General features: G+C 34.2%; 22 protein-coding genes and 1 pseudogene. 11 read left to right on the top strand and 12 right to left on the bottom strand.

What is annotated here, in order from left to right:
- Positions 1 to 531: 531 nt before the first annotated feature.
- The 5 genes from coxB (at position 532) to AAGD63_RS02440 (ending at position 7293) form a co-directional block, all read left to right on the top strand.
- On the top strand, positions 532 to 1296 hold the full coding sequence (gene coxB, locus AAGD63_RS02460; protein WP_341813699.1) for a cytochrome c oxidase subunit II: 765 nt from the start codon (positions 532 to 534) through the stop codon (positions 1294 to 1296).
- Positions 1297 to 1311: 15 nt separating this feature from the next.
- Positions 1312 to 2862 (top strand): cytochrome c oxidase subunit I, encoded by a 1551-nt coding sequence (ctaD, locus tag AAGD63_RS02455; protein ID WP_341813698.1) that lies wholly within the window; start codon positions 1312 to 1314, stop codon positions 2860 to 2862.
- 1 nt (position 2863) lies between these two features.
- Positions 2864 to 3751, top strand: a complete 888-nt coding sequence (locus AAGD63_RS02450; protein ID WP_006013853.1) for a heme o synthase — start codon at positions 2864 to 2866, stop codon at positions 3749 to 3751.
- Between the two features lie 175 nt (positions 3752 to 3926).
- Positions 3927 to 4364 carry a ribonuclease HI gene (rnhA, locus tag AAGD63_RS02445; protein WP_006013851.1) on the top strand — a complete coding sequence of 146 codons (438 nt, stop codon included), beginning with the start codon at positions 3927 to 3929 and terminating at the stop codon, positions 4362 to 4364.
- The gene (locus AAGD63_RS02440) at positions 4357 to 7293 is read left to right on the top strand and encodes an AsmA-like C-terminal domain-containing protein (protein ID WP_341813697.1); all 2937 of its coding nucleotides are present in this window, start codon (positions 4357 to 4359) and stop codon (positions 7291 to 7293) included. Before rnhA ends, AAGD63_RS02440 begins: the two co-directional genes overlap by 8 nt.
- A 30-nt stretch (positions 7294 to 7323) precedes the next feature.
- Here the strand turns inward: AAGD63_RS02440 and AAGD63_RS02435 are convergent, their stop codons facing one another.
- From AAGD63_RS02435 to AAGD63_RS02420, 4 genes are all read right to left on the bottom strand, one after another.
- Entirely contained in the window at positions 7324 to 7737 is a 414-nt protein-coding gene (locus AAGD63_RS02435; protein ID WP_319606761.1) for a DedA family protein, read from the bottom strand.
- Entirely contained in the window at positions 7706 to 9100 is a 1395-nt protein-coding gene (cysS, locus tag AAGD63_RS02430; RefSeq protein ID WP_341813696.1) for a cysteine--tRNA ligase, read from the bottom strand. The genes AAGD63_RS02435 and cysS overlap by 32 nt, the downstream gene beginning before the upstream one ends.
- A complete protein-coding gene (locus tag AAGD63_RS02425) occupies positions 9093 to 9749 on the bottom strand; it encodes an exopolysaccharide biosynthesis protein (protein WP_341813695.1) in 657 nt (218 codons plus the stop codon). Before AAGD63_RS02425 ends, cysS begins: the two co-directional genes overlap by 8 nt.
- Positions 9750 to 9852: 103 nt before the next feature.
- On the bottom strand, positions 9853 to 11199 hold the full coding sequence (locus tag AAGD63_RS02420) for an IS110 family transposase (RefSeq protein ID WP_341813694.1): 1347 nt from the start codon (positions 11197 to 11199) through the stop codon (positions 9853 to 9855).
- Positions 11200 to 11567: 368 nt separating this feature from the next.
- On the opposite strand from AAGD63_RS02420, the gene AAGD63_RS02415 reads away from it, so the two are divergent.
- A complete protein-coding gene (locus tag AAGD63_RS02415) occupies positions 11568 to 11966 on the top strand; it encodes a hypothetical protein (protein WP_341813693.1) in 399 nt (132 codons plus the stop codon).
- A gap of 289 nt (positions 11967 to 12255) precedes the next feature.
- On the opposite strand, the gene dxr is transcribed toward AAGD63_RS02415, so the two are convergent.
- Positions 12256 to 13431 carry a 1-deoxy-D-xylulose-5-phosphate reductoisomerase gene (gene dxr / locus AAGD63_RS02410; RefSeq protein WP_341813692.1) on the bottom strand — a complete coding sequence of 392 codons (1176 nt, stop codon included), beginning with the start codon at positions 13429 to 13431 and terminating at the stop codon, positions 12256 to 12258.
- Positions 13432 to 13458: 27 nt separating this feature from the next.
- Positions 13459 to 13953, bottom strand: a complete 495-nt coding sequence (locus AAGD63_RS02405; RefSeq protein ID WP_341813691.1) for a hypothetical protein — start codon at positions 13951 to 13953, stop codon at positions 13459 to 13461.
- Positions 13954 to 14336: 383 nt separating this feature from the next.
- On the opposite strand from AAGD63_RS02405, the gene AAGD63_RS02400 reads away from it, so the two are divergent.
- The 3 genes from AAGD63_RS02400 to AAGD63_RS02390 all read left to right on the top strand — a co-directional run bounded on the left by AAGD63_RS02400 (position 14337) and on the right by AAGD63_RS02390 (position 17572).
- Complete coding sequence (locus AAGD63_RS02400) at positions 14337 to 15836, top strand: WH2 domain-containing protein (protein ID WP_341813690.1); 1500 nt, start codon at positions 14337 to 14339, stop codon at positions 15834 to 15836.
- 105 nt (positions 15837 to 15941) lie between these two features.
- Positions 15942 to 17201, top strand: coding sequence for a proline--tRNA ligase (proS, locus tag AAGD63_RS02395; RefSeq protein WP_341813689.1), 1260 nt, complete (start codon positions 15942 to 15944; stop codon positions 17199 to 17201).
- The gene (locus tag AAGD63_RS02390) at positions 17198 to 17572 is read left to right on the top strand and encodes a holo-[acyl-carrier-protein] synthase (protein WP_341813688.1); all 375 of its coding nucleotides are present in this window, start codon (positions 17198 to 17200) and stop codon (positions 17570 to 17572) included. Before proS ends, AAGD63_RS02390 begins: the two co-directional genes overlap by 4 nt.
- A 52-nt stretch (positions 17573 to 17624) precedes the next feature.
- Here the strand turns inward: AAGD63_RS02390 and AAGD63_RS02385 are convergent, their stop codons facing one another.
- The 3 genes and pseudogenes from AAGD63_RS02385 to AAGD63_RS02375 form a co-directional block, all read right to left on the bottom strand.
- Positions 17625 to 18359 carry a hypothetical protein gene (locus AAGD63_RS02385; RefSeq protein WP_341813687.1) on the bottom strand — a complete coding sequence of 245 codons (735 nt, stop codon included), beginning with the start codon at positions 18357 to 18359 and terminating at the stop codon, positions 17625 to 17627.
- A 59-nt stretch (positions 18360 to 18418) separates the two neighbouring features.
- Positions 18419 to 18808 carry a phage tail tube protein gene (locus AAGD63_RS02380; protein WP_007302803.1) on the bottom strand — a complete coding sequence of 130 codons (390 nt, stop codon included), beginning with the start codon at positions 18806 to 18808 and terminating at the stop codon, positions 18419 to 18421.
- Positions 18783 to 19184: pseudogene (locus AAGD63_RS02375) on the bottom strand (DUF3168 domain-containing protein). The gene AAGD63_RS02380 and the pseudogene AAGD63_RS02375 overlap by 26 nt, the downstream one beginning before the upstream one ends.
- Positions 19185 to 19743: 559 nt before the next feature.
- Between AAGD63_RS02375 and dut the strand changes: the two are divergent.
- Both dut and AAGD63_RS02365 read left to right on the top strand, forming a co-directional pair.
- The gene (gene dut, locus AAGD63_RS02370) at positions 19744 to 20205 is read left to right on the top strand and encodes a dUTP diphosphatase (protein WP_341813686.1); all 462 of its coding nucleotides are present in this window, start codon (positions 19744 to 19746) and stop codon (positions 20203 to 20205) included.
- 79 nt (positions 20206 to 20284) lie between these two features.
- Positions 20285 to 20770 carry a hypothetical protein gene (locus AAGD63_RS02365; protein ID WP_341813685.1) on the top strand — a complete coding sequence of 162 codons (486 nt, stop codon included), beginning with the start codon at positions 20285 to 20287 and terminating at the stop codon, positions 20768 to 20770.
- A 540-nt stretch (positions 20771 to 21310) separates the two neighbouring features.
- Here AAGD63_RS02365 and nusB read toward each other — a convergent pair.
- Genes nusB through yidC form a run of 3 tightly spaced genes read right to left on the bottom strand, consistent with a single transcriptional unit; the run spans position 21311 to position 23908 of the window.
- Entirely contained in the window at positions 21311 to 21793 is a 483-nt protein-coding gene (nusB, locus tag AAGD63_RS02360) for a transcription antitermination factor NusB (protein ID WP_006014794.1), read from the bottom strand.
- Complete coding sequence (locus AAGD63_RS02355) at positions 21793 to 22221, bottom strand: 6,7-dimethyl-8-ribityllumazine synthase (protein WP_264331124.1); 429 nt, start codon at positions 22219 to 22221, stop codon at positions 21793 to 21795. The genes nusB and AAGD63_RS02355 overlap by 1 nt, the downstream gene beginning before the upstream one ends.
- Positions 22199 to 23908, bottom strand: coding sequence for a membrane protein insertase YidC (yidC, locus tag AAGD63_RS02350; protein WP_341813684.1), 1710 nt, complete (start codon positions 23906 to 23908; stop codon positions 22199 to 22201). Before yidC ends, AAGD63_RS02355 begins: the two co-directional genes overlap by 23 nt.
- Positions 23909 to 24021 lie beyond the last annotated feature (113 nt).

The following is a 24021-nucleotide window of genomic DNA, read 5'->3' as shown; positions in this document are numbered from 1 at the left end:
TTTGGCTTTTCTAAAAAATTTGTTTACAGAGTTTGATATGCAAAAAAATTTACACACAAGTAGTGTATTATTTTATAATTATTTTCTATAATATGTAAATCTTTGATTTAAGATGCAAATGCTAATGTAAACATTAAAGGTTAATTAGTAAACTCAGCTGTATAATAGAATTAAAGGAATTAGTAAGATTTTTACCTTAATGAATTATAAATAGACAAACTTACCTAAAGTTTAATAGTGTCTGTTACTGCTTTTAGGTGTGAGGCTAGAGGGTTATTAGCAATAACAGACACTATTAAACTTATTATAGAATTTCCTTAAAGTAAATACTTAACTTAAAATAGATTCATGTAAATGCTTTTTCCTCAAGTTAGTATCGTATTATTATATTTATTAAATGCTAAAAAAACATTAATCATCATTTACTTTTGATTCAATATTTAGCAAAACACTTGTGTATATCCTATAATCTTTGTTTGCATAGTAAGTTTATATATATACTATTATATAGTTAGTTTTACAGCAAAAAATATGGTGAAGTTATTTGCACTATTGATAATATTTTACTCAAATATATCTGTTGCCTCTGCTCCTACTTCCTGGCAATTTGGATTTCCTGCTCCTGCAACTGAAGTAATGGAGGCTGTAGTTAGGTCACATTCGTTTGTGATGCTTGTGATGGTTACAATAATGCTTTTTGTGTGGGTGCTGCTTGCTTATATAGCGTTTCGCTTTCGTAAAAGCAAAGTAACAAACATAAGTAAAACTACCCATAGTGTTCCTTTAGAAATTATTTGGTTTGTTATACCAACTATCATTGTTGGAATATTAGCCTTTGAAAACGCTAAATTACTGAAGCTACAGGAAGAAATACCGAAAGCTGACATAACACTAAAAGTTATTGGCCATCAATGGTATTGGAGCTACCAATATCCAGAATATCAAGGTGTGTCATTTGATAGTTATATCAAGGGAAAAGATGACTTTATTGAAGGGGATTTGAAGCTATTCTCTGTTGATAACAACATCATTTTACCCGTTAATACTAACGTTCGTTTACAAGTTACAGCAGGAGATGTGATACACAGTTGGGGAGTGCCGGCTTTTGGTGTAAAAATTGATGCGATACCAGGAAGGCTGAATGAGGCGTGGTTTAATGTCAAAAAGCCAGGTGTTTATTACGGGCAGTGCTACGAATTGTGTGGTCAAGGCCATGGATTTATGCCAATTGTTGTTGAAGCAGTAAGCAAAGAAGATTTTAATAAGTGGATCGAAAATAGAAAATTAGTGAGTTAAATTTGGAGTATAGATATGAGTGATGTACCAAAGGGCATAAAGCGTTGGTTGTTTTCCACTAATCATAAAGACATAGGGACACTGTACATTATTTTTTCCATATTAGCTGGAATTATTGGTGGATTATTATCGGTGATTATTCGCACTCAGCTAATGCACATTAATATACTTAACAATAATTATCAATTATATAACGTAATGGTTACAGGGCATGCGTTGATAATGGTGTTTTTTATGATAATGCCAGCCCTCATGGGAGGATTTGGTAACTGGTTTGTACCTCTCATGATTGGTGCACCAGATATGGCATTTCCTCGTATGAATAATTTAAGTTTTTGGTTATTAGTGTCATCTTTTATTTTGCTCATTCTCTCAGTGTTTATTGGTGAAGGTCCAGGTACAGGTTGGACTTTATATCCACCTTTATCACAGGTAATATCCCATCCAAGTGCAGGAGTTGACCTTGCTATACTTGCACTTCATGTTGCTGGTATGTCGTCAATTGTTGGGGCGATCAACTTTATAGTTACTATATTTAACATGCGCGCAAAAGGAATGTCATTAACTAAGATGCCACTGTTTGTTTGGTCTGTCTTGTTAACAGCATTTATGCTGATTGTTGCCTTACCAGTGCTTGCCGGTGCTATAACTATGCTTCTTACTGATCGCAATATTGGTACTTCCTTTTTTGATCCTGCTGGTGGTGGTGATCCTGTGTTATTTCAACATCTGTTTTGGTTTTTTGGTCATCCGGAGGTTTACGTAATTATTTTTCCTGCATTTGGCATCATAAGTCAGGTTGTATCAACTTTTTCTCACAGACCTGTATTTGGTTACATAGGAATGGTTTATGCAATGATAGGTATAGCAGTATTTGGCTTTATGGTTTGGGCTCACCATATGTTCACTGTTGGGCTTAGTGCTGACGCTGCTGCATTTTTTAGCACTACCACAATTTTTATCGGTGTTATAACTGGTGTAAAAGTCTTTAGCTGGATTGCAACTATGTGGGGCGGAGCAATTGAGTTTAAAACCCCTATGCTATTTGCGTTGGGTTTTATTTTCATGTTTGTTGGCGGTGGAATAACGGGAATAATTCTTTCTCATGGTGGAATAGATAAGCTCTTGCACGACACCTATTATGTCGTTGCTCACTTTCACTATGTCATGTCGCTTGCTACATTATTTGGAGCTTTCGCCGGTTTTTATTATTGGATAGGTAAAATGTCAGGTAAGCAATATAATGAGTGTTTAGGAAAGATACACTTTTGGCTCACTTTTATTAGCACCAATGTCACTTTCTTACCCCAGCATTTCCTGGGATTAGCAGGTATGCCAAGGCGTATACCTGATTATCCCGACGCGTTTATCCCTTGGAATTATATATCCTCAATTGGTTCATATATGTCCTTTGTTTCAGTTATATTTTTTGTATTTATAGTTATACATCTCTTTAAGTGGGGCAAAAAAACTGGAGATAATCCTTGGGGGGGTGATACCTTAGAGTGGACGGTATCTTCACCACCACCTTTTCATACTTTCGAAAAGCCACCAGTGGTAAAATAAAGTGTACATAAGTGCTTTGTTAAACGTTGAATCGACAATATTAGATTTTTGGCATTTGCTAAAGCCAAGGATAATGTATCTTGTAGTATTTACTGCAGTTGCTGGAATGGTTGCTGCACCAGGTAGCATTCATCCTTTCCTTGCACTAATATCTCTTATGTGCATTGCTCTTGGTTCAGGATCTGCAGGTGCAATAAATATGTGGTATGACAGAGATATAGACTTGGTTATGGAGAGGACAAAAAGTCGTCCTATACCTTCGGGTAGAGTTTTTGCAGAAAGCGCGCTTGAGTTTGGTATAACTCTTGGAATATTGTCAGTATTTATCATGGCAATAGCAGTAAATTATATTTCTGCTGCTTTACTTGCAGTTAGCATATTATTTTACGTTTTCGTATATACAATTTGGCTAAAAAGGCGTACTCCACAGAATATCGTTATCGGTGGTGCAGCAGGTGCTTTTCCTCCAATGATTGGCTGGGCGGTTGTAACTGACTCTGTAAGTTGGGAAAGTTTTATTCTATTTTTAATAATTTTTATGTGGACACCACCACATTTTTGGGCTCTATCTCTAAATAGTTCTAAGGATTATGTAAAAGCATCAATTCCAATGTTTAATATTATCCATGGACCGGAAAAGACAAGAAAACGTATATTAATTTATAGTGTATTATTGGTGTTAACTAGCTTACTCCCAGCACTATTTTTGAAAAAGGCTCTATTTTACCTGAGTATGGCAATTATTGAAGGTTGCGTTTTTATTTGGTTTGCCATATCAGTTATAAGGCTTAAGAGTCATAGCTCGCAGAGAAAGCTGTTTTCTTATTCGATCTCCTATCTATTTTCTCTGTTTGCTAGTATTATTTTTTGTTCTATTGACTTGTTTTGATTATGAAAGAACACAAAAACTATCTTTTACTTTCTCTTCTAATAATGCTAGTTGTAGCACTTTTCTTTGTTTCCATAATAAAATTTAAAGGTGGGGCTTAAATTGCCTATATATCTATAAAAATAGTATTTTCATAGAAGTAACGGTATACTTTAATTCATTCACTACAATAAAGATGAATAAAAAGGAAGTGACAATATATACAGATGGAGCATGCCTTGGTAACCCTGGTTTAGGGGGATGGGCAGCAATCATATTATTTCAAAATCATAGAAAGAACATCTGTGGTAGAGAAGAAAATACTACAAATAATAAAATGGAGTTAACAGCAGTGATCAATGGACTGAAGGTATTAAAATTTCCTTGTAATATCAGTTTGTATACGGATAGCCTCTATGTTAAATGCGGTATAACAGAATGGATAAGTAAGTGGAAAATGAACGGCTGGAAGACAAGTAATAAGAAGTCAGTAAAAAATATAGAATTATGGAAGGAATTGGATAATGTTGCTTTGCAACACGAAATTAATTGGAAGTGGGTAAAAGCACATAATGGTGATAAATACAATGAGGAAGCTGACAGTTTAGCAAGAAAAGCAATAATCGATGCTTAAAAAAATAGCTCTATCATTTTCTATAATTTTATTATTTATATTCTGTTTCTTTATCCCTTTTAAAGGGGAAGGTCCTTTAGAAATCAATATTAGTTATATTAATTTTTATATAAAGAAAAAAATATCAAAGATATTTACCAATTCGGATGTCAGCATGGAGAGTACCTCGGTTATTTGGCAGAAAGATGGCAAGCTAGTCATTACAGATTTAAAAATAACAAATCCTGACTTTACCATAGAAGTTCCTGAGCTTTTTGTACACTTTAAGTTAAGTTCCAAAAAGTTCTCTCAGGTTTTAGCTGGTAATGTACACATATATATCAAGAAGGAAGAGACCAGAGGAATAACAACATCTGTAATGACAGATAAGATGAGTAGTACAAAAAATCTGCTGAAGACAATAAGAAAAATTTTTTTCTACTTAAATGCAGACTCAAGAATTGAAATTACTAACATTGCTATCAATAAAAATATGGAAGGTGAATTCTTCATTGATAAAGTATATTTAGGAAAGGAGGAAAATTTTAATGTTTTGGATATTCGTGTTCATACAAAAGATAAAAAGGGGATTCTAGATGATTTATCTATTATGATAAAAAATCGCAATAATTTGTTAAATTTGTATGGAACATTTTATAACCTAAAGTTGGGGCTATTTAACGAGTTTTCCACACTAGTTAAAAGTTACAATTTGGACAAAGAAATAGGGTTCAAAGGGAACTTCTCAATGAGAATTAATGGAAGGGATGAAGTTATGGATGGAAACATATACGTGTTAAATACAGAGAGTCACTCAGGTAAAAACTTAGCCTTGACTAATGTAAATGTAAATTTGACATATAGTGATGAAATCATTAGCGTAAAAAACTTTCATTTTAAGTTAAATGATACTTACCTTTCTTTGATTGGCAAAATGAACTTTGGCACAAATCATGCTTTGCTTAGAGTTAATATTAGTAAACTTGTTGCAAAAGATTTATGTACTTATGTACCAGATGGTCTAGTGAACAATGAATTTAGAAAGTGGTATTGTAATAATATTGATGGGAATATTATAAATACAATCATAAGTTTTAACGGTAAAATCGATAGTTTAATAAATGATGATCTGTCAGGTATTGTAATTGTTGCTGATATAGAAAATGGCAGCGTTCAATTTGATGAAGATTTTGAACGAGTAGAGAACTTGAACGGTGAGTTAACTCTCAAGGATAACAATCTCAAAATTATTGTAAATAGAGCTAAGTTTCAGAATTTTACTATCAATAGTGGTCATATTGAAATGAACTCTCTCAATAAAGAAGATTCTGTTCTTACCATTAATGGTCAGGCTGTAAGTGATGCTTATGGGTTATATGAGCCTATAAAATTTAAGCTGGATGATGTGGTAAAATTTGAAAGAGATAAAATAGGTGGAATAGCAAATTCTATATTCAATTTTCGTATTTTTAATCTAAATGGTGATAGTAAAAAAGTGGACTTCTCAGCAAATTTCTATTCTGAAATTGATAATTTGGTCGTATATAATGAAAGTCTTGGTAAGTATGATATTAAGCTTGATTTCGGCAGAGATTTTATTGATTTAAATGGCAGTGGTATGGTAAATAATACACAGCTGCTATTTGACCTCAAAAGTAGCAATAAAAATGAAAATTTTGCCTGGAGTTTGACTGGAGATTTACCTGCTCAAATACTTAATTTCGGTGATGGTTATATCAATGCAAATATAGAATCAGCGATAAATCAAGATAAGACTGGATATGTTAATGGTAATATAGATTTATCAGAGCTTGAGTTGCGTTCAAGCTACTTAGGATGGAAAAATCATTTTGAAGATCACAATGAAGTTTTATTTTCTACAAGGCTAAAAGGAGCAGGTAAGTTACTAATAGATAAACTAGACGTTGTAGGAAGTGATCTAGACATAAAATTTAGCGGAAGAGTAGAAAATGGAAATCTATATTTAAATTCTAGCAATTTTAAATTACCTGATAATGATTTTAGTATAGAAATTGAATCAGGTAAGGAGAAAGATGCCATAACTATTCACGGTGAGAAAATCAACTTAAGTGATGTGTTAGGTTTACTTGGCAAAGATAGTAATCGATTAAGTAACAAAATAGAAGTTACTATGAATGTTGACAATATAATTATGAAAGAAGGCATTACCATAGAAGATGCCAAGCTGAACGTAACTTGCGCTAAAGGTGATTGCAGTGGAAGTCAATTTACAGGAAAGTTTTCAGAGGATAATAGTAGTATATTAGCAGAATACAGTGAAATAGGGCTTGAAATATACGCGGATAATTCAGGTATGCTTTTGCGTTCTTTAGGGATTAGTAAATCAGTTAAAAACGGCAAATTCTCTCTTTATCTATCTTCTAAGAGAGAAAATGGAGGACATTATGGTATGTTATCTATCAGCAATTTCTATATCAAAGATGCTCCATTACTTACTACTTTATTATCAATGTCCTCACTTCCTGGCATTGTAAATGCTATAAAGAACGAAGGTGTGCATTTTTATAAGTTTAATGTACCTTTTTCATATAAAGATGGCACTGTTGAAATTGAAGAATCTTGGCTTGAAGGAGCGGAACTGGGCATTAGTACTAGTGGTACGCTCAATACTAAGGATTATAAGTTCCAGGTTGAAGGACAAGTAATACCGGCATACTCAATTAACAAATCTTTGTTGAAAATCCCTATAATCGGAAAACTTCTGACTGGTGGGAAGAGTAGGGGGATTATTTCAATAGACTACAAAGCAAATGGTGATGATAAAAACAATAACGTATCTGTTAATCCTATCTCTTCTCTCACTCCAAGCTTATTTAAGAGGTTATTAGGAGTATTTGATCGTATTATGACAAAAACTAATAAAAACGTTTTAAAAGGTAGTGTGGAGAAGAAATTTAGCTCAATATGACCAGAAGAAAAGTTATTTATTGATGTTTAGTTAGATGGTAAACGTTAGATACAACAAACAGAGGAAGTTAGATAAAATAATTAAGGGAACAAGAATATAAAGGTTTAACTTGAAGTAACCGGATAAAATCTGAGTCACACTTCCAAGTGCTGGTACCCACGAAAGCAATGCAACTGCACAAATCAGTAGGTGCCTTACAATTTTTGGTGTTTTGTCTTCATTCTCTAATTTGTGATGTGATCTTCTGATAAAAATTGTTATTCTACCTAAATACCAGTTAGCTATTCCACCAAGACTGGATCCCGATACTCCAAAAAGTAATATAAGTAGTGGATTGTAATGTGACCTAAAGCATAACATAGTGTAAAGTACAAAACCTTGATGTATGGGTAAGATAAGCGATGATACTAGGCTATCTATAAACAATAGGAGATAATTTTCCATACCAAGTTGTTGTACCATCTTCGTTGTCAGAAATTGTAACCCCCATTTGTTTCAATTGCTCTCTTATTTTGTCTGCAGTATCATAATCTTTATTTTGTTTTGCTACTTTTCTTAAGTCTATCAACCTTTCTATTTCTTGATGACTCACACCACTTGCAAACCACTCTTGATAACTTGACTCAAGAATACCAATGAACCTTGCGCTTTTAACAAACTTCTTAGTTAATTTGAGCCTCTCACATTCATTACTTGTCTTATTGATTTCTGTAGCCATTTCATGCAATATGGCTACAGCTTCAGGAATGTTTAAATCGTTTTTCAAAGCCTCTATAAAATCTTTAGAGACTTCTGCATCACTTTCCTCAATACATGTACTACGTAATAACCGATAAAACTTGTTTAAAGTTTCTTGCGACTCAGAGATAACATTTTCTGTCCAATCAAGTGGTTTTCTGTAGTGAGTTTTAAGCAGCGCATAACGTATTACTTCACCCTTTATTCCACTATCTAACAAATCCCTTACTTTGACTATATTAAATAAGGATTTGCTCATTTTCTCTTCATTTACCGTAAGAAACCCGTTGTGTACCCAATATTTTGCAAACTTTGACCCAGCAAATGCAGATTTACTCTGCGCAATTTCATTCTCATGATGAGGAAATTGCAAGTCTATACCGCCACCGTGAATATCAAAATCTTTGCCAAGGTAAGCATATGACATTGCTGAACATTCTATATGCCACCCTGGTCTTCCCTCTCCCCATGGACTATTCCAGTGACTTGAAAGTTTATAGTCAGTTTCGTTTGCAGGTTTCCAAAGTACGAAGTCTCCTGGGTGTTTTTTATTTTCACCCACTTCAACTCTATTACCATGATCCAACTCATCAATTTTTTTCCCTGATAAAACACCGTACTCAGGGTAAGATTCTACACTAAAATATACATGTTTATTTGATTCATAAGCATGACCAGAATGCAGCAAAGATTCAATTAACTCAATAATTTGGTCTATATTTTCTGTTGCTTTTGGTTCATGTGTTGGTTCTACGCAATTTATGCTTCTCATATCTTCATGAAAAGCTTTGGTATAATATGCGCTGATACTTTCTATATTACTACTTTTCTTATTTGCTGCATTGATTATCTTGTCATCGATGTCGGTTATATTACGCACATAAGTAACTTTGCCATAACAAAATTTCAGTAGTCGAAATAATACATCATAAACAACAACAGAACGTGCATTTCCTATATGTGCAGTATCATATACTGTTGGTCCGCAGACGTACATTTTTATATGATCTTTGTCGATCGGTGTAAAGGGCTCTTTTTTTTTTGTTAAAGTATTGTAAAGCTTAACCATATACAAAGCTTTTTAGAAAAGAAAATGCTCCAAATATAAGCTGTGGTCCTTTAACTATTACGACAAGAGTAAGTAATAACCCACACAATGATACTAATACTCCGATTATAGAGAGAAATCCATCTTTGCTCATGATACCCAGTGAAATGAGAGTTGTACCAATTGCAGGAATGAAGTTAGTTAAAGGAAGTGGGATTGCTATCGATAATGCACAAAGCAGCATTATAAATGCTAAAATATTTTCACCAGGACCACGAAAAATGAAAGACATTCTTGGTTTCATGAACTTTTCTATTTTTTTTAATATAGGTGAAGTTTTCTCTACCACGAGAGCTAGTGTTGACCGTTGAAAAGATTTCCTTTCTAGCCAATTAGGCATCCAAGGAGAATCAAACCCAAATAGAAGCTGCAGTGAAAATAAGATTAAAGGTATAGAAAGAATGGTTGTATAGCCAGGTGGAACAGGTATAGGTACTGATAGCGGTAAAGAGAAGATGATTATTAAAATACCAAAACCACGCTCATGTAAAGCTATTTTAATATCAAATAATGTTACTTTATCATTATCGTTATTATTAGTATCTGCAACCTCTTTTAGAATATCAGAGGCCAATTTTTTATCTTCAGTCAATTTCACACTTTTTTCCACAGTTACCCTTTAATAACAATATAACTTCTAACTAACATAGTTATTGCTATATTTCAATATCGATTATTCATTTCATGCTGTACTTCATTCTTCTAACAAACTCCTAAGAACCTTTTTCATCTATCGGCTCCTCTTTCATTAGTATATAACCAAATTCCTTTGCTTTTTTAAGCAAATTTTTGACTACTCTCTCTTTGTAAAGTGTTTCATAATAGTTTATTCCTTTCTCTACATATTCTTGTCCATATTTCAACATTTGATAAAAGATACATGCTAATTTCCTTGCTGTCGCAGTTATTGCTTTTGGTGCTCCTAGCCTTTTTTTCAGCCTTCTACTATATGCACCTATTGCACTTTTGCTTCTCAACACACAATGGGCAGCCATTCGAAATGCATTCGCAGCGCGGTTAATAACTTTACGAGTTCCTGTTCCAACAATTTTTCCTCCTGTAATTTTATTAGCAGGGCTTAATCCAAGCCAGGAAGAAAAATGTTTTTCTGTTGGCCATTTATTATGATTTATACCTGTTTCCGAAATGATAGTTTGTACACTTAATACATCAAATCCCGGGACTTTAGTAAAATCTATCCCGGTTATTCGATTTAAATCCTCATCCGCAGCAAAATCTGGACCATTCTTCTGCTTCCGCTTTCGTATTTTATTCAACATCCTGTTCTCATTTGACTTTGCCTCAAATGTTTTATAGTAACTCTCTATACTTTTATCACATTCCGTTATTTGCTCTTGAAAAAAAGTATATGCTGCATATTCTTGTTTTAGTGCAAACAAGTGTTCTTCTCTATAGTCTCCTGTTAATGCTTTTGCTATAGTAGGCTTGTCATTCTTCATGTTTGAATTTCTAAATTCAGCTAGTTTTTGGGGGTCTTTCTCTCCTTCAATTATTGCTTTAATAATTTTCATGCCTGTTAAACCGTTGATATCACTAATAACCTTATGCAATTGAATATTCATTTGAATTAGCGCTTTTTGCATACGTTGAGTATGTTTAGCTGCATTTTCAATTAGATTAGCACGTTGTCTAACGTAACTACGCAATACACACATTTGATTATCCGGTCTAAATGATCCTTGAAGCAGTCCATAGCTGTGCAATTGTTGCAGCCATTGACAATCCTGAACATCAGACTTTCTACCAGGCACATTTTTGACATGTCGCGCATTTACTAGTTTTACCTCAAATTTATATGATTCTAATATTTGAAATAAGGGAATCCAATATACTCCAGTTGACTCCATGGCCACAGTTCTAACCTGACACTTTTTTAACCACTTTGCTAAGTTGTGTAGATCTACTGTAAAGCACCCAAATTTTTGGATACGTTGTTCATCTCTTCCTTCAGGTGCACATACATAATGTACAGTCGAGCCAATATCAATCCCTGATGCGTCAGGGTTTATTATTTTTAATTTACTTTTTGCTTCTGCCATATAAAATTCCTCCTATACTATTATGATAAGAAGCACTTCAGCTTGGGACGGTTAGGTTATACAATCTTCTAAACGAGGTAGTCCAGAAAGAACTCCATCAATGGCTTTACCGTTTCCCCCAAAACCATGCTTTCAAACGGGCATTTATAGCACCATTGATTGTTTCGGTTATAGCTGCAGAAGCGCTTCTTCGTAAAACTATATCCAAAAAACATAAAGTAAAGAGAAAGAGTTTCTTTTTGGTTTTATAGATTTCGTCTGTTCAGGCTTTTAATGAAGGATTTATACCTCAAGATTATGCTCGTGCAGAGGAGGAAATTAAGACCGGCAAGAAGAAAAAGAATACAGCTTTACACATTGCTTGCGAGATGGAAAATGTAGACATGGTAAAAATATTACTTACACATCCAAATATCAAACCTAATATTAAAAACTATGAAAACAAAAGTCCAAGAAATTGTATTGCAGGACATGTTAAGGAAATAATAGAACCAGAGTTCATAAAGGTAGAAGAAGTTGCTCAAAAAAGGAAACAAACTAATTATGCTTATGCTTCTTTGTTATCTGGAGTACTTGCTGCTGGTATATGTTTCGCAGTTGATAACCCAACTCCGCTTGTTGCAACTTCGTTGCTTTTTCTTGCAATAGGATGCGGTTATCTGTATAGAGCAAATACAGTTATTAATGATGTAAGCTTCTCTCAAGTTATTGTGAACGAACGTGCTAGTGATGTATCTGTTCAGGTAAGGTATCATTCCAGCACTTGATGCTGGTTTTCATTTAATCTCATTGAATTTAGCATAAGCTTTGTAAATTTTTCTAGATCCCAGTGTCAAGCACTGGGATGACACCCATTTCTTTCTAGTCTTGTCATTCGAGTAGCTGAAACTAGCTGCTTTTCTTAATCCCAGTGTCAGCTACTAGGATGACATTATGGAAAATCTGGATCACGTTGTCAGCTACTAGGATGACAAAAAGGCAAGGTACTGAGATGACAGGAGTATGAAATGGGGCTACTTGACCATTTAGTTGTCTTTTCTCGTCTACCTTATTTTATCACTCTGCTGAACAGATACCTTTACTTTTTATGATTTCATTGACAAGAATACGGCTTTCAAAATCGACACTTATTATGTCAGATAGTGAGTTAATATCAGAGTACTTGTCAAAGTTTTCTATTGTTGATTTTACTACCTCTACTACTTCTAAAAAGCTGATTCGTGATTTCAAGAATTCATTAACAGCTATCTCATTTGCAGCGTTCAAAACAATACTATTTGTATGTGGAGAAGAAGAATTTAACACTTCCATGCTTAGCTTTAGTGAAGAAAAACATTTGTGTTCTGGTTCTTGAAAGGTCAATTTTCCTTGCTTTGTTAAATCTAATTTATGATTTAAAGTTGATCTTTCTGGCCAAGACAAAGCATATGCAATGGGAATTTCCATATCAGTTTCTGCAAGCACAGCAAAGCTGAATCCATCGTGATAAACGACAATTCCATGTACTATCGATTCAGGGTGCACTACTGCTTCAATTCTATTTGGACTGATATTGAATAAATGATGTGCTTCTATTATTTCTAGTGCTTTATTCATCATTGTTGCACTATCAACTGAGATTTTCTTTCCCATTTTCCAAGTAGGGTGACTTAGTGCCTGATTTACTGTGATATTTCTTAATTGTTCAAGGCTATAATTTAAAAATGGTCCACCAGAGGCAGTGAGTATAATCTTTTCTACACATTTATCATCATTTTGCAAAACTTGAAAAATTGCGTTGTGTTCAGAGTCGATGGGAATTATTTGTACGCTCCTTTCTTTAGCTTTTTTAAGTAGTAACTTACCACCGCAAACAATACTCTCTTTGTTTGCTAGAGCAATAACTTTAGTACCGCTTTCTATAACCTTTATAACTGGCTCAAGGCCTGCGATGCCAACTATTGCAATAACTGAGAGATCAACGGGTAGAGAAGCAACATTTGCTAGACCTGGAGCACCAACTTCTACTTTGACGTTTGTACCAAGTAGATCTTCTTTTAAATCTTTGTAGAACCTTTCATCAGAAATGGCAGCATATTTTGCATTAAGCAGTTTTGCTTGGTGTGCTAGTAGAGCAAAGTTAGAATTGGCACTTAGTGCTTCCACCTGATATTCTTCCTTTCTCTTTGAGAGCAAATCTACAGTCTTTTTTCCAATGCTTCCTGTTGATCCTAAAACTGAAACTTTTTTCACTAACTACAATAAAATCTTCTTAGTTATTTAGTAACCAAGCTCATGATCATCACCAACAGATGGTGAAGGACCAGGTGAAAAAGATTGGCCATGATGATCACCTGCATCATGCATATCATGCAAACCATCGGCACTTTGAGCTATTTCATTGTTAGAGTGGGGATAATCATCCGGATGATGCCCCTCATCACCGTAGTCCATACCCATTCCTTCTGATGGCATATCTTCTCCACCACCACCTGAAAAATATTCTGCAAGACCTTCAAGAAATTTTATGCCAAACATATTACCTGATTTCCCAAATAACGTTACTAGACTGCTACCACTGACCAAACCTTCAAACACATTATTATAAGCAGCAATTGCTCCTTCATGAAAGTTGAACATCCACTTCATTCCATCCACAATTGTTGAAACAGAGTCGCTATGACCAAGACCGAAACCACTTTTCTCACTAGCGGCTTCCTGGTGTTGCTGCTGTGCCTGCCATTCTGCAATATTTGGACCTTGTGCTTCACTCATAAACTTTTACTTTAAGCCTTAAGCTATCATTTTATCACAAACACCGCAAAATATCAATTGTTTAAGAGAGGTTATCATAAAAATAGCTAACACTAAATTCTGATTACTCTATACCAAAACATTGATAATGTGCTGTAGTAACAAAGTGATGACTTGAGGTTTAAGACAGCTTCTATTTCTTCTTAGAAGACTGCTCCTCTCTCTTTTCTTTTTATTATATATTATCTTAGTATTAACTTACTCATAAATTATTGACAAGTATTAATAATTTAATTATTAATATAATATTAATAATGAGGAAGAAAAATGCTTACTAATGATTTATCTAATAACAACACACCATCATCAGCTCCACCACCCCCCCACCTCCACTACCTGCAGATTTGGGAAAAAATTGGAAGCCAGCGAAAAATAACGATAAAAATGAAAACACTCTTGGTAGTACTCCATCAAAAACCAGCAATAGCACTCAATTAAGAAAAGTTCAATCTAAGAGTCCTGTTCAACAATCATCTCTTAATTTTGCAGAAAATCCACTATTTAAGAAAAAACAAGAAGAACATAATGTAAATAGCGAAACTGCAGATGAAGGAAGCAATATTAGACAGAGTGAGCCAAATAGAGGATTAACTCACAAGCCTGTATCAACTAGAGTTTTTAGTTCTCAACAAGGTAATTGTAATAGTAACAAACCTTCCAGTAATTCAGGAACTAACAATAGTACTCAATCAGAAAAAGGGCTATCTGAGAATCCTATTCAACTTGCAACAGAACAAAAAATCGATACTCCCATTTTGGTTAATACTTCAGTTGGCATAAGCAAGGCAACTGCCTTAAAATATTCAATTGCTACTTTGTTGCTATGTATATCTAGTGTTACAGCTGGTATATATACTTATCTTGCGATTTCAGCAACACTAAGTGCTCCAGTACTTTTCACAGTTATTGCTTTTGTTTCTGCATCGGTTATGTTGAGCTTAGCTGCATATCTTATCAATTCACACCTTTCTGCAATAAACAGCGAGAAAAAAGTTGATCCTGGTAGAGAACAATCACAAGATTTACAGAAAGCAAAAGAACTTGAACAGAGCAATACTTATACATCATCACTTTCAGTAATAGCTGAAACACCCATTTTACCACCACCACCACCACCTCCTCCATTGCCACAAAATGCTGCACCACTACCACCTCCTCCTACAGCTTCCAAGTGTACGGAGAAACCTAAGAATGGTGCACAGGAGAAGGCTAATGAATCTGAGCATGATCGTTCTGCTCTGCTTGAACAGATAAGAAAAGGAGGTGTTAAGTTGAAACGTGTTAACAATGAGGTTGAAAATGCTAAGACACCAGGTAATAACAAAGATGGGAAATCACAAGATTTTTCAGATGAATTGAAGGAAAAGCTTAAAAGCCGAAGGAAAGGAATTGTTGGAAAGGACAACGTACAACAGCCAAGTAACCTGTACGGGGCATTCAGTAAAATATCAGCTATAATCTCACCACTACGGAGTCGTAGTGGTAGTGTATCGAGTAGAAGTAGTGAAGAGTCTGAACAAGATTGGAGCGATAATGAAAGTACATATTCAACACCTCTAAACCCTCAACTAGACAATAAAAAAAGAAGGGATAGTTCTGACAGTGGTCATGAATCTGATGATAATGTAAAACCTAAATCCACAACTCCACCACGTTCTGCATCAAAGGTAGAGAAGCCACCGATATCGCCTAAGCCTGTTAATTCAAAAGCGAAATGTGAAGCTTCTCCTGCAGCACAAGCAAATAATGTTGACCCAGTGAATAATGAGGTGCAAAAACCATCTTCTTTGGTTAGTCAAAAGATTAAATTTTTTAGTGAAAAAAGCATACGCATGTCAACTTAAAATTGTCATGGATCAAGGTAAGAGAAAGTAGTACACTCTTCTTAAAATAAGTTTACCTACAGGTCTGATTGTACTAAGATTACTTAGTACAATCAGATTTATGAAATGCGTTTATCTCAATATTACCTGCCAACTTTAAAAGAAACCCCGGCTGGTGCTGAAATTATTTCTCATCAATATTTGTTACGTGCGGGCTTAATCAAGCAGACAGCATCTGGAATTTATTCTTGGCTGCCGCTTGGTCTTTTGGTACTTAAAAATATTGAAAATATTATCAGAGATGAAATTGGTGCAATTGAAGTGTTGATGCCTTGTGTGCAGCCAGCAAGTCTTTGGCGAGAGTCAGGACGTTACGATGATTACGGCAAAGAAATGCTACGTATTAAAGATAGGCATGAAAGCGATATGCTTTTTGGTCCAACGCACGAGGAAGTGATAACTGACTTAATTAGAAATACGGTAAAAAGTTACAAAGATTTGCCACTTTGTTTATATCAAATTCAGTGGAAATTTCGTGATGAAGTAAGACCTCGTTATGGCGTTATGAGAGGCAGAGAATTTCTGATGAAGGATGCGTATAGTTTTGATGTAGATTACGAAAGTGCACTAAACTCATATAACATGATGTACAAAACTTACATAAAAATCTTCAAACGAATGGGGCTTACTCCAATTGGAGTGAGGGCAGATACAGGACCAATTGGAGGAAATTTAAGTCATGAATTTCATATATTGGCAAGCACCGGTGAGAGCACTTTATATTATGACAATAAATTTTCTGAACTGCTAGAGAGTGAAGATATTGAAAGCCTGAAGAGCATATATGCAGTTGCAGACGATATGCATGATCCTAAAATTTGTCCTATACCGCAAGAACAGTTAAATGTTAGCAAGGGTATTGAAATAGGGCATATTTTTTATTTTGGTGATAAATATTCGAAGCCTATGAAGGCAAGTGTTACTTCTCAAGATGGAAAAAATGTTAATATGCATATGGGTTCGTACGGTATTGGAGTTTCAAGGCTTGTTGGCGCAATAATAGAAGCTTTCCATGATGATAAAGGAATTATCTGGCCAGAGGCAGTAGCTCCTTTTAAAGTTGGTTTGATCAATTTACAAACAAAAGTAACGGAGGCTGCAGATAAAATATACAAAGCTTTGAAAAGCGATGAAGTGCTTTATGATGATACGGACGAAAGTGTAGGAGTGAAATTTGCCAGAATGGATCTGATAGGCTTGCCGTGGCAAATAATTATTGGAAAGAAAGCAGTAACTTCAAATATAGTTGAAGTAAAAAATAGGGCAACTGGAGAGGTAGAGGAAATACAAGTTGAAGAAGCAATAAATCGTTTTAGCGCAAAATGATATACGGTATTGGCACTGACATAGTATATATACCCAGAATATTGAGAATATCACAAAAATACGGGGAAAAATTTCTCAATAAAGTCTATACTAAGAAGGAGATAGAGATAAGCAAAAAATATAATAGCCAAGAAGTAAGGGCAAAATATTTTGCTAAACGCTTTGCTGCAAAGGAAGCTTTTGTTAAAGCGCTAGGCACTGGATTTAGCCAGGGAATTATAATGAAAGATATAGAAATATACAGTGATGTGAAAGGCAAGCCATGTCTTGCTGTCAGAAAGGATTTCATCTCAAAAGACTACAAGATACACCTTTCTCTAAGTGATGATCAAGATTATGCTACTGCGTTTGTTGTAATTTGCGTTGAGTAGATATTGTTTAGTACATACGATTTCAAAAATTTTTTTGAAATTATACTTTGACCTACACAGATCGACCTTTTTGTGAATCTTGGTTTCTACTTTCTTCAACTTGTTTTGCAAAAGACGTCTCTTGTGTGTTCATATGTTGAAGTGGTTTAGCAATTTCGCGCACAACAGCAGCAACTGCAGTTAAAAACGCCTTGAACAATCCACCTAAAACTCCACCAACTGCTTCTCTACCGTACATACGAGCTTGCTTTTCATTGTCATCAGCAGTTTCCCCTGCCCTCCTTCTTGGATCCATTCTATGAGCAATAACTGAAAACAACACTCCCCTAATTGAAGACTTCACTCGTGCTTTTGCCTTCTGAACATCCCCATCACTTGCTACTTCATGTTTTTCCCTACTATTCATTAGCTCCTTTTGTTGTTGAAAACTTAAGATCTCTTCCATCAGTTGTTTTCTTCTCTTTTCCAGAACTCTTTTCTTGGACTCTGATTTATCGCTAGTGTGTTTTGTGGTTTCAAGTTCTACATCAATATCCTCAGATGCTGCTTGGCTATATAAGGTTTCTATGAGCCTATCTATACTTCGCTTTACTTGCATAGTCCTTTCGTAACTATCTAAATTATCAACTCCTTCATCAATTTGACTTAAAATATCCTCGAAAGGTTTTAAATACTCTTTGCACTGCTCTTCAAGCTGATTTTCATTCTTCAAATTCCTTTCTCTTCTGTCATCGCTATTCTCTTCAACATTATCATCGCCTTCTTCGAAAAGATCCTCATCGTTCATAATTTTTTTTAATTTATTCCCACTTAATTATTATTGTATATGAAAAAATTAAATTAACACTAATGAAAAGTGTTCACAACTTCAGCACTGGCTAAAACTACAGTGAAGCTGTCAAAAGTGGCAGGATCGTAATATCTCTCATATAATTCAACCGAACACCTGAGTTTTATCTTCTCCTTAGCATTAAAACTAATCTCATAATCATTATTAGAGTTTAACATTGCAGAATTACGCAATAATTCATCAGCCAATACTGAATTTAAAATGCCATTAATTTTTATTGTAATCTTTCTACTTCCAGCACAATCAAGCACTTTTCTCCAGCCAAAAGAGGAAATATCTTTCATCTCTTCTTTGTTATTACGCAAAGTAAACCTTAAGTTTCGTATATTATTCAGCACAACAAAATTATTGTCATGACCTTTAATTTTCAGCTGTAATTTGCTCATCGCTACCTCCTTGTATTAAAATATCAAAATTAATTGTTGAATGTAAAACTTCATCATGCTAATTTATAGCACAATTACTTTCCAAAATGGTCTCACTACTAATGCTCTTTACCACCAAGCTAACATGCTTTATAGCAGCAAGCATGCTGCTTATATGATAAGTATATATGTCGCATGAAAATCTTACTTTTGTAGCAAAATTAGATAGCATATGCAGGTTAACATAATTTACTATGCGCAATCTCAGATAAGGAATAGTAACCTGCTTAGGCAGGTAATTATAGATGTTAGTAACATATTTCTTTAAATCAGAGTTTGCTTTTAATGCTGCATAAATACTATTATACAACTCATTTATAATTTGAATTTTTTCCATCTCACAGATACGGTTACGAAGATTGCAATTTGCAGGTACAACAGATGGTGTTATCCCATGCCCAGACACTGGGATCCATGTTGCTCACAAGCAAACTAGCATAGAAAGGGTGGTACAACGTTTTCGATGAGATTGCAGAAAGGCTGGATTCCAGCATCAAGTGCTATCTCTATAGGACTCCTCACTAATCCAAAATATTAATAAATTTACTAATTATAAAAAAGGCAAAAGGATCCCCACTTAGTGAGTTTGACCCTATAATAATTTAAACTGGCGCTGTAATAATGTGCTAACGCTTAAAATAAGCGCGTTTTGGCTGAATGTAGAAAAAATAAAAAAGACATGCAGCCGCTATAATTTTATGTAATCCGCCAATAAGTACCTTAAGTTTTTTACTGAATTTTTGTTATTGAGCCTGCAGGTCAAAAACAAGTTTTGAGTCATAAATACCCTTAATGTCATAATAAGGAAAGTTGGCAATATTTGTCAAGTAGTTTTCTTATCTTTTACAGGCATAATTTACATGCTACAATCAAATTTTCATAACTGGTGAATAAAAATGCAAAGAGACAAAATTAAAGTAGAAATAAAAAAGTTATCACACGGAGAAGACTTGTCTCTTCCATGTTATGCAACTACGCAGAGTGCTGGCATGGATCTTTATGCCGCACTGGACAACTCTGTTATTTTAAATCCACTTGAAAGGTTACTTATTCCAACTGGCATTGTGATTGCAATACCAAACGGTTTTGAAGGACAAGTACGCCCACGTTCTGGGCTTGCTGCAAAACATGGAATCACTGTCTTAAATTCTCCGGGCACTATAGACTCCGATTATCGAGGTGAAGTTAAAGTTTGCCTAATCAATCTAAGTAATCAGCCATATGAAATAAAAAGAGGAAATAGAATCGCACAAATCCTCATCACTCCTGTATCTCAGGTAATTTGGGATGACAGAGAAGAATTCTGCACAGAAGAAACCGTCCGCAATGAAGGGGGCTTTGGCTCAAGCGGTAGGTAGTTTTTTATATGTAAGTTGACTGTATTGATTTTTTAATATATAATATTAATATATTATTAACTTATTTTAAGAGGAAATTATGTCAATTTTAAAAACCCACCGTCATAAAACAAACATTGCAATTGTAGCGCTTACTTCTCTGTATGTTATAGGCACAGCAGTAGCACTTTCAACACCGTATTGGGTGTCTTCAACTTCGCTTTTAGCACCAATTGCAGTTTTTGCAGCTACACCACTTGGAATAAGTGTTTTAGCATTTGCTGCTGTTGCACTGGCTAGTTTAGCAATATATTCCATCATCAAAAACAATGAAATATCTGAGCTTAAAGCTCCAAGAATTGTTATTAAAAGTTGTGAAGGAGATCTATTTGTGAAAGTAAAAGATGAAGGTTTTGAGTATATCAAAAAACACAACCGAAATAAGAAGCCAGATGGCAGTGTTATCCCCGATGAGTATCTTATATATTTTAGCTTAGGAAGTAAAAGTTACTACATTACTGCTATAAGTAAGGAAATGGATAACAATAATGGATTATTAAAGATAAATTCATTAGGAAAAAAATGATAAAGGTGAGTATGAATTAATACCTGAATATAAAAAAGAGTTAGAAACGTTAAGTTTAGGCTCTGAAGAAAATGGTCCTAAAGAACTCATCACTAAACTTGAGCCAAGCTCAAGTGTTAAATCACCAGAAGCTGAACAACAAAAGAACGAAAGATCATTATAAAACTAAGTATAAAAGGGGTAGACTAAATAAGTCTGCCCTTCATTTTTTAGTGTTAGTTATTTAAGCTTATTATAGAAGCTATCTCAAAGTATCCGTTCAGATGCATGACTAATGTGTAAATATCGAAGCAAAAGTGGTGTCATCCCAGTGCTTTACACTGGGATCCAGTTTTCTTTACCAAAAGTGTTTCATTCTATAACGCAAAATCCATACTTACCAAACCGAATGCATTACTTGCAATCTCGATCCCAGTGTAAAGCACTGGGATGACAGAAAAAGGAGCACTGCCATCATATTGGATAACACCATTTATTTCTATAGCTGTCTTTTCTATCTTATTTTTCCACCCTACTGAACGAATACCTTACGAGAAGTTACTAAGGATTTTTATTTAGTCTGACTGCATCCTTTACCTTATCTAACAACCCATTAATAAAGCCAATTTTGTTTGGAGCATCAAGTAAATCAGATGCAATGTTAGTATATTCATTAATAACAATTGGTGCTGGTGTATCAAAATCAATTAACTCACATACTGCAATACGCAAAATAGATAAGCTTATAAGATTTAACCGTGAAAGTGACCAGCTTGGGTGTAAATAAGACTCTATTATTTTATCATATTCTTCACTGCTTTTTATAACCTTACATAACAAGTTTTCTAAGAACTGATGTTCAAATTCTTCACATTCAAATATATCTTTCAACGTACTTATGTAGTCCTTAAGCTCACAATTTTCCAATTTAAAAGTGCTTTTGTTGTAACTTACAAAAATATTTGAATAAGCAATTTGTACAGCAAGAAATCTTGCCGTACTTCTTTTTATGCGCCACTTTTTATCTACTGGTTTTTCCTCCATTATTTTAATTTATTGTGTAGATCTATCATATGCAAAACAGTTGAGGCTGCATGGCCACCAACGTTCTTTTTATTTTTGTCAGCTCTAATTAGTGCTTTATCTTTGCTGTCAGCGGTAATTACGCCCATACCAAGGGGTATTGCATAATGCATAATAACTTCATTTAAGCCTTCGATTACTCCTTTACAAACGTATTTATAATGATCAGTTTCACCACGAATTACACATCCAAGAGCTAAATAACCATCATAATTAGCATTCTTGCTTTTTACTGCAAAGAGAATTGTAGCTGGTATCTCAAATGCACCAGGAACTTCAATTATATCATAGCTTGCATGACTTTCTTTTAATCTATCGACTGCACCTTCAAGCAAAAGGTTCGCTATTTCAGTGTGGTAAATTGAATTAACTATTAGTATTTTCGACATTCATCCCCACTTTTCTTGTTAAAAGCAACTTTATTAATGATTGTTGAACCAGAGTTATAATATTACTAAATATCCAATATATTACCAGGCCGGCAGGAAAAGAAGAAAAAATAAAGACAGAAATATAAGGTAAAAACTTCATAACATTTACTTGAATATCATCTTTACTGGTTTGATCGTTCTCACTTAGCTTCTGCTGAATTATCATGGTAGCGCCGAAAATTATAGGTAAAATGCCTATAGAAATAGGAAAGTTATAATTAAACAACCCAAATAATGTAAAAATGTTTGTTGGATCAGAAGCTGAAAGATCCTTAATCCATAAATAAAAAGGGGCGTGTCTCATCTCTATAGTAACAAATAATACTTTATACAGAGCAAAAAATACTGGTATTTGTATGAGCATAGGGAAAATGCTCGACATTGGATTTACATTGTTTCTCTTGAACAACGCAATTGTCTCTTTGTGCTGCTTTAAGCTGTCATTTTTGTACAACTCTTTTATACGAGTTAATTCAGGCTGCAGGCTTTTCACCTTGAACATCGAAATATATGATCTATTAGATAAGGGAAGCATCAAAAGTTTGATTACTAAAGTTAGCAATAATATTGCTAAGCCAAAATTTTTCAAAACAAAGTTAAAATATTCAAGCAGTAAAAACACCGGCTTGGTTATAAAATAAAGAACACCAAAATCTACAGCCTTATCAAACAAAGGTATATTGAGAGTGTCTTTATAAGAATCAAGTAAATTTAATTTCTTTGCCCCAGCAAAAAAGTAGTTCAGAGTAGAAGCACTTGTACCAGGAAGTATGTGTGTGTACGGTCTAACAAAATCTGCTTGAAACTTATCAATGTTATTAACATTCGTGTGTTTAATGCTCACATTTATTTTATCTGATTTCTCAGGTATGATGGCTGTAAGCCAGTATTTATCAGCAAAACCAAACCAATTTTTTTCACTCGTGCTTGCCTTTATTAAACGCTTCTTAGAAATATCCTTATATGTCCACTCCTCTAGCTTATTGTTAAATGCACCTAGTACTCCTTCATGTGATATCCAATAGGATTCATTAATATTATCACGTTTACGATTGATTTTACCATAGGGAACTAAAACTACATTATCTTTTGTATTGTTTTCAATAATTTGCTCAACTTTAAACATGTAGTTATCGTCAAGGCTAATTTTCATTCTAAATAAAATGCCATTTTCATTATCCCAAAATAAATTGACCTCTTTTTGATTGAGTTTATTTGCTTGCCATACTGTTTTAGAATCTGGAACTTTAATCTTTTCATTCGGATCGAGCCACCCAAATTCTGCGAAATATACATCTTTTGATTCTGCAGGTGACAGTAACACCACTTGTGGAGAAGAAGAACTCGGTTCTAAGTGGTAGTTAGTTAAGATTAAGTCATCAAACCTTGCACCTTTCAGAGAAATTGATCCTTCAAGCATGTTATTGGTTAAATTAACTCTCTGTTCTCTAGTAGAATTAATAATTTCAGAACGATTTTGGTATATCATAGGAGCAAGGTCGTTAGAAGATTCGATATGTTCAATATTTTCAATCGATGGTTGGCTTTGGCTCGTGTTAAGAAAATTATCATAAATAATATGCCATAATACTATAATCAATATAGAAAGAATTGTTGCTAAAATTAAATTTTTTGCTTCTGACATGAAATTAAATCGAACATACCTCCTTAAAGTATATATTAAATATTGTACTAAAACAATAAAATTTACTTATTTTTAATAACAGCTTTTAACGCTAATCTTAAAAATTTACTCTT

This window comes from Wolbachia endosymbiont (group B) of Germaria angustata (assembly GCF_964026725.1).
Classification (GTDB): Bacteria; Pseudomonadota; Alphaproteobacteria; order Rickettsiales; family Anaplasmataceae; genus Wolbachia; species Wolbachia pipientis_C.
Note: the sequence above shows the minus strand (reverse complement) of the source record. Positions and strands in the feature narration are given on the sequence as shown.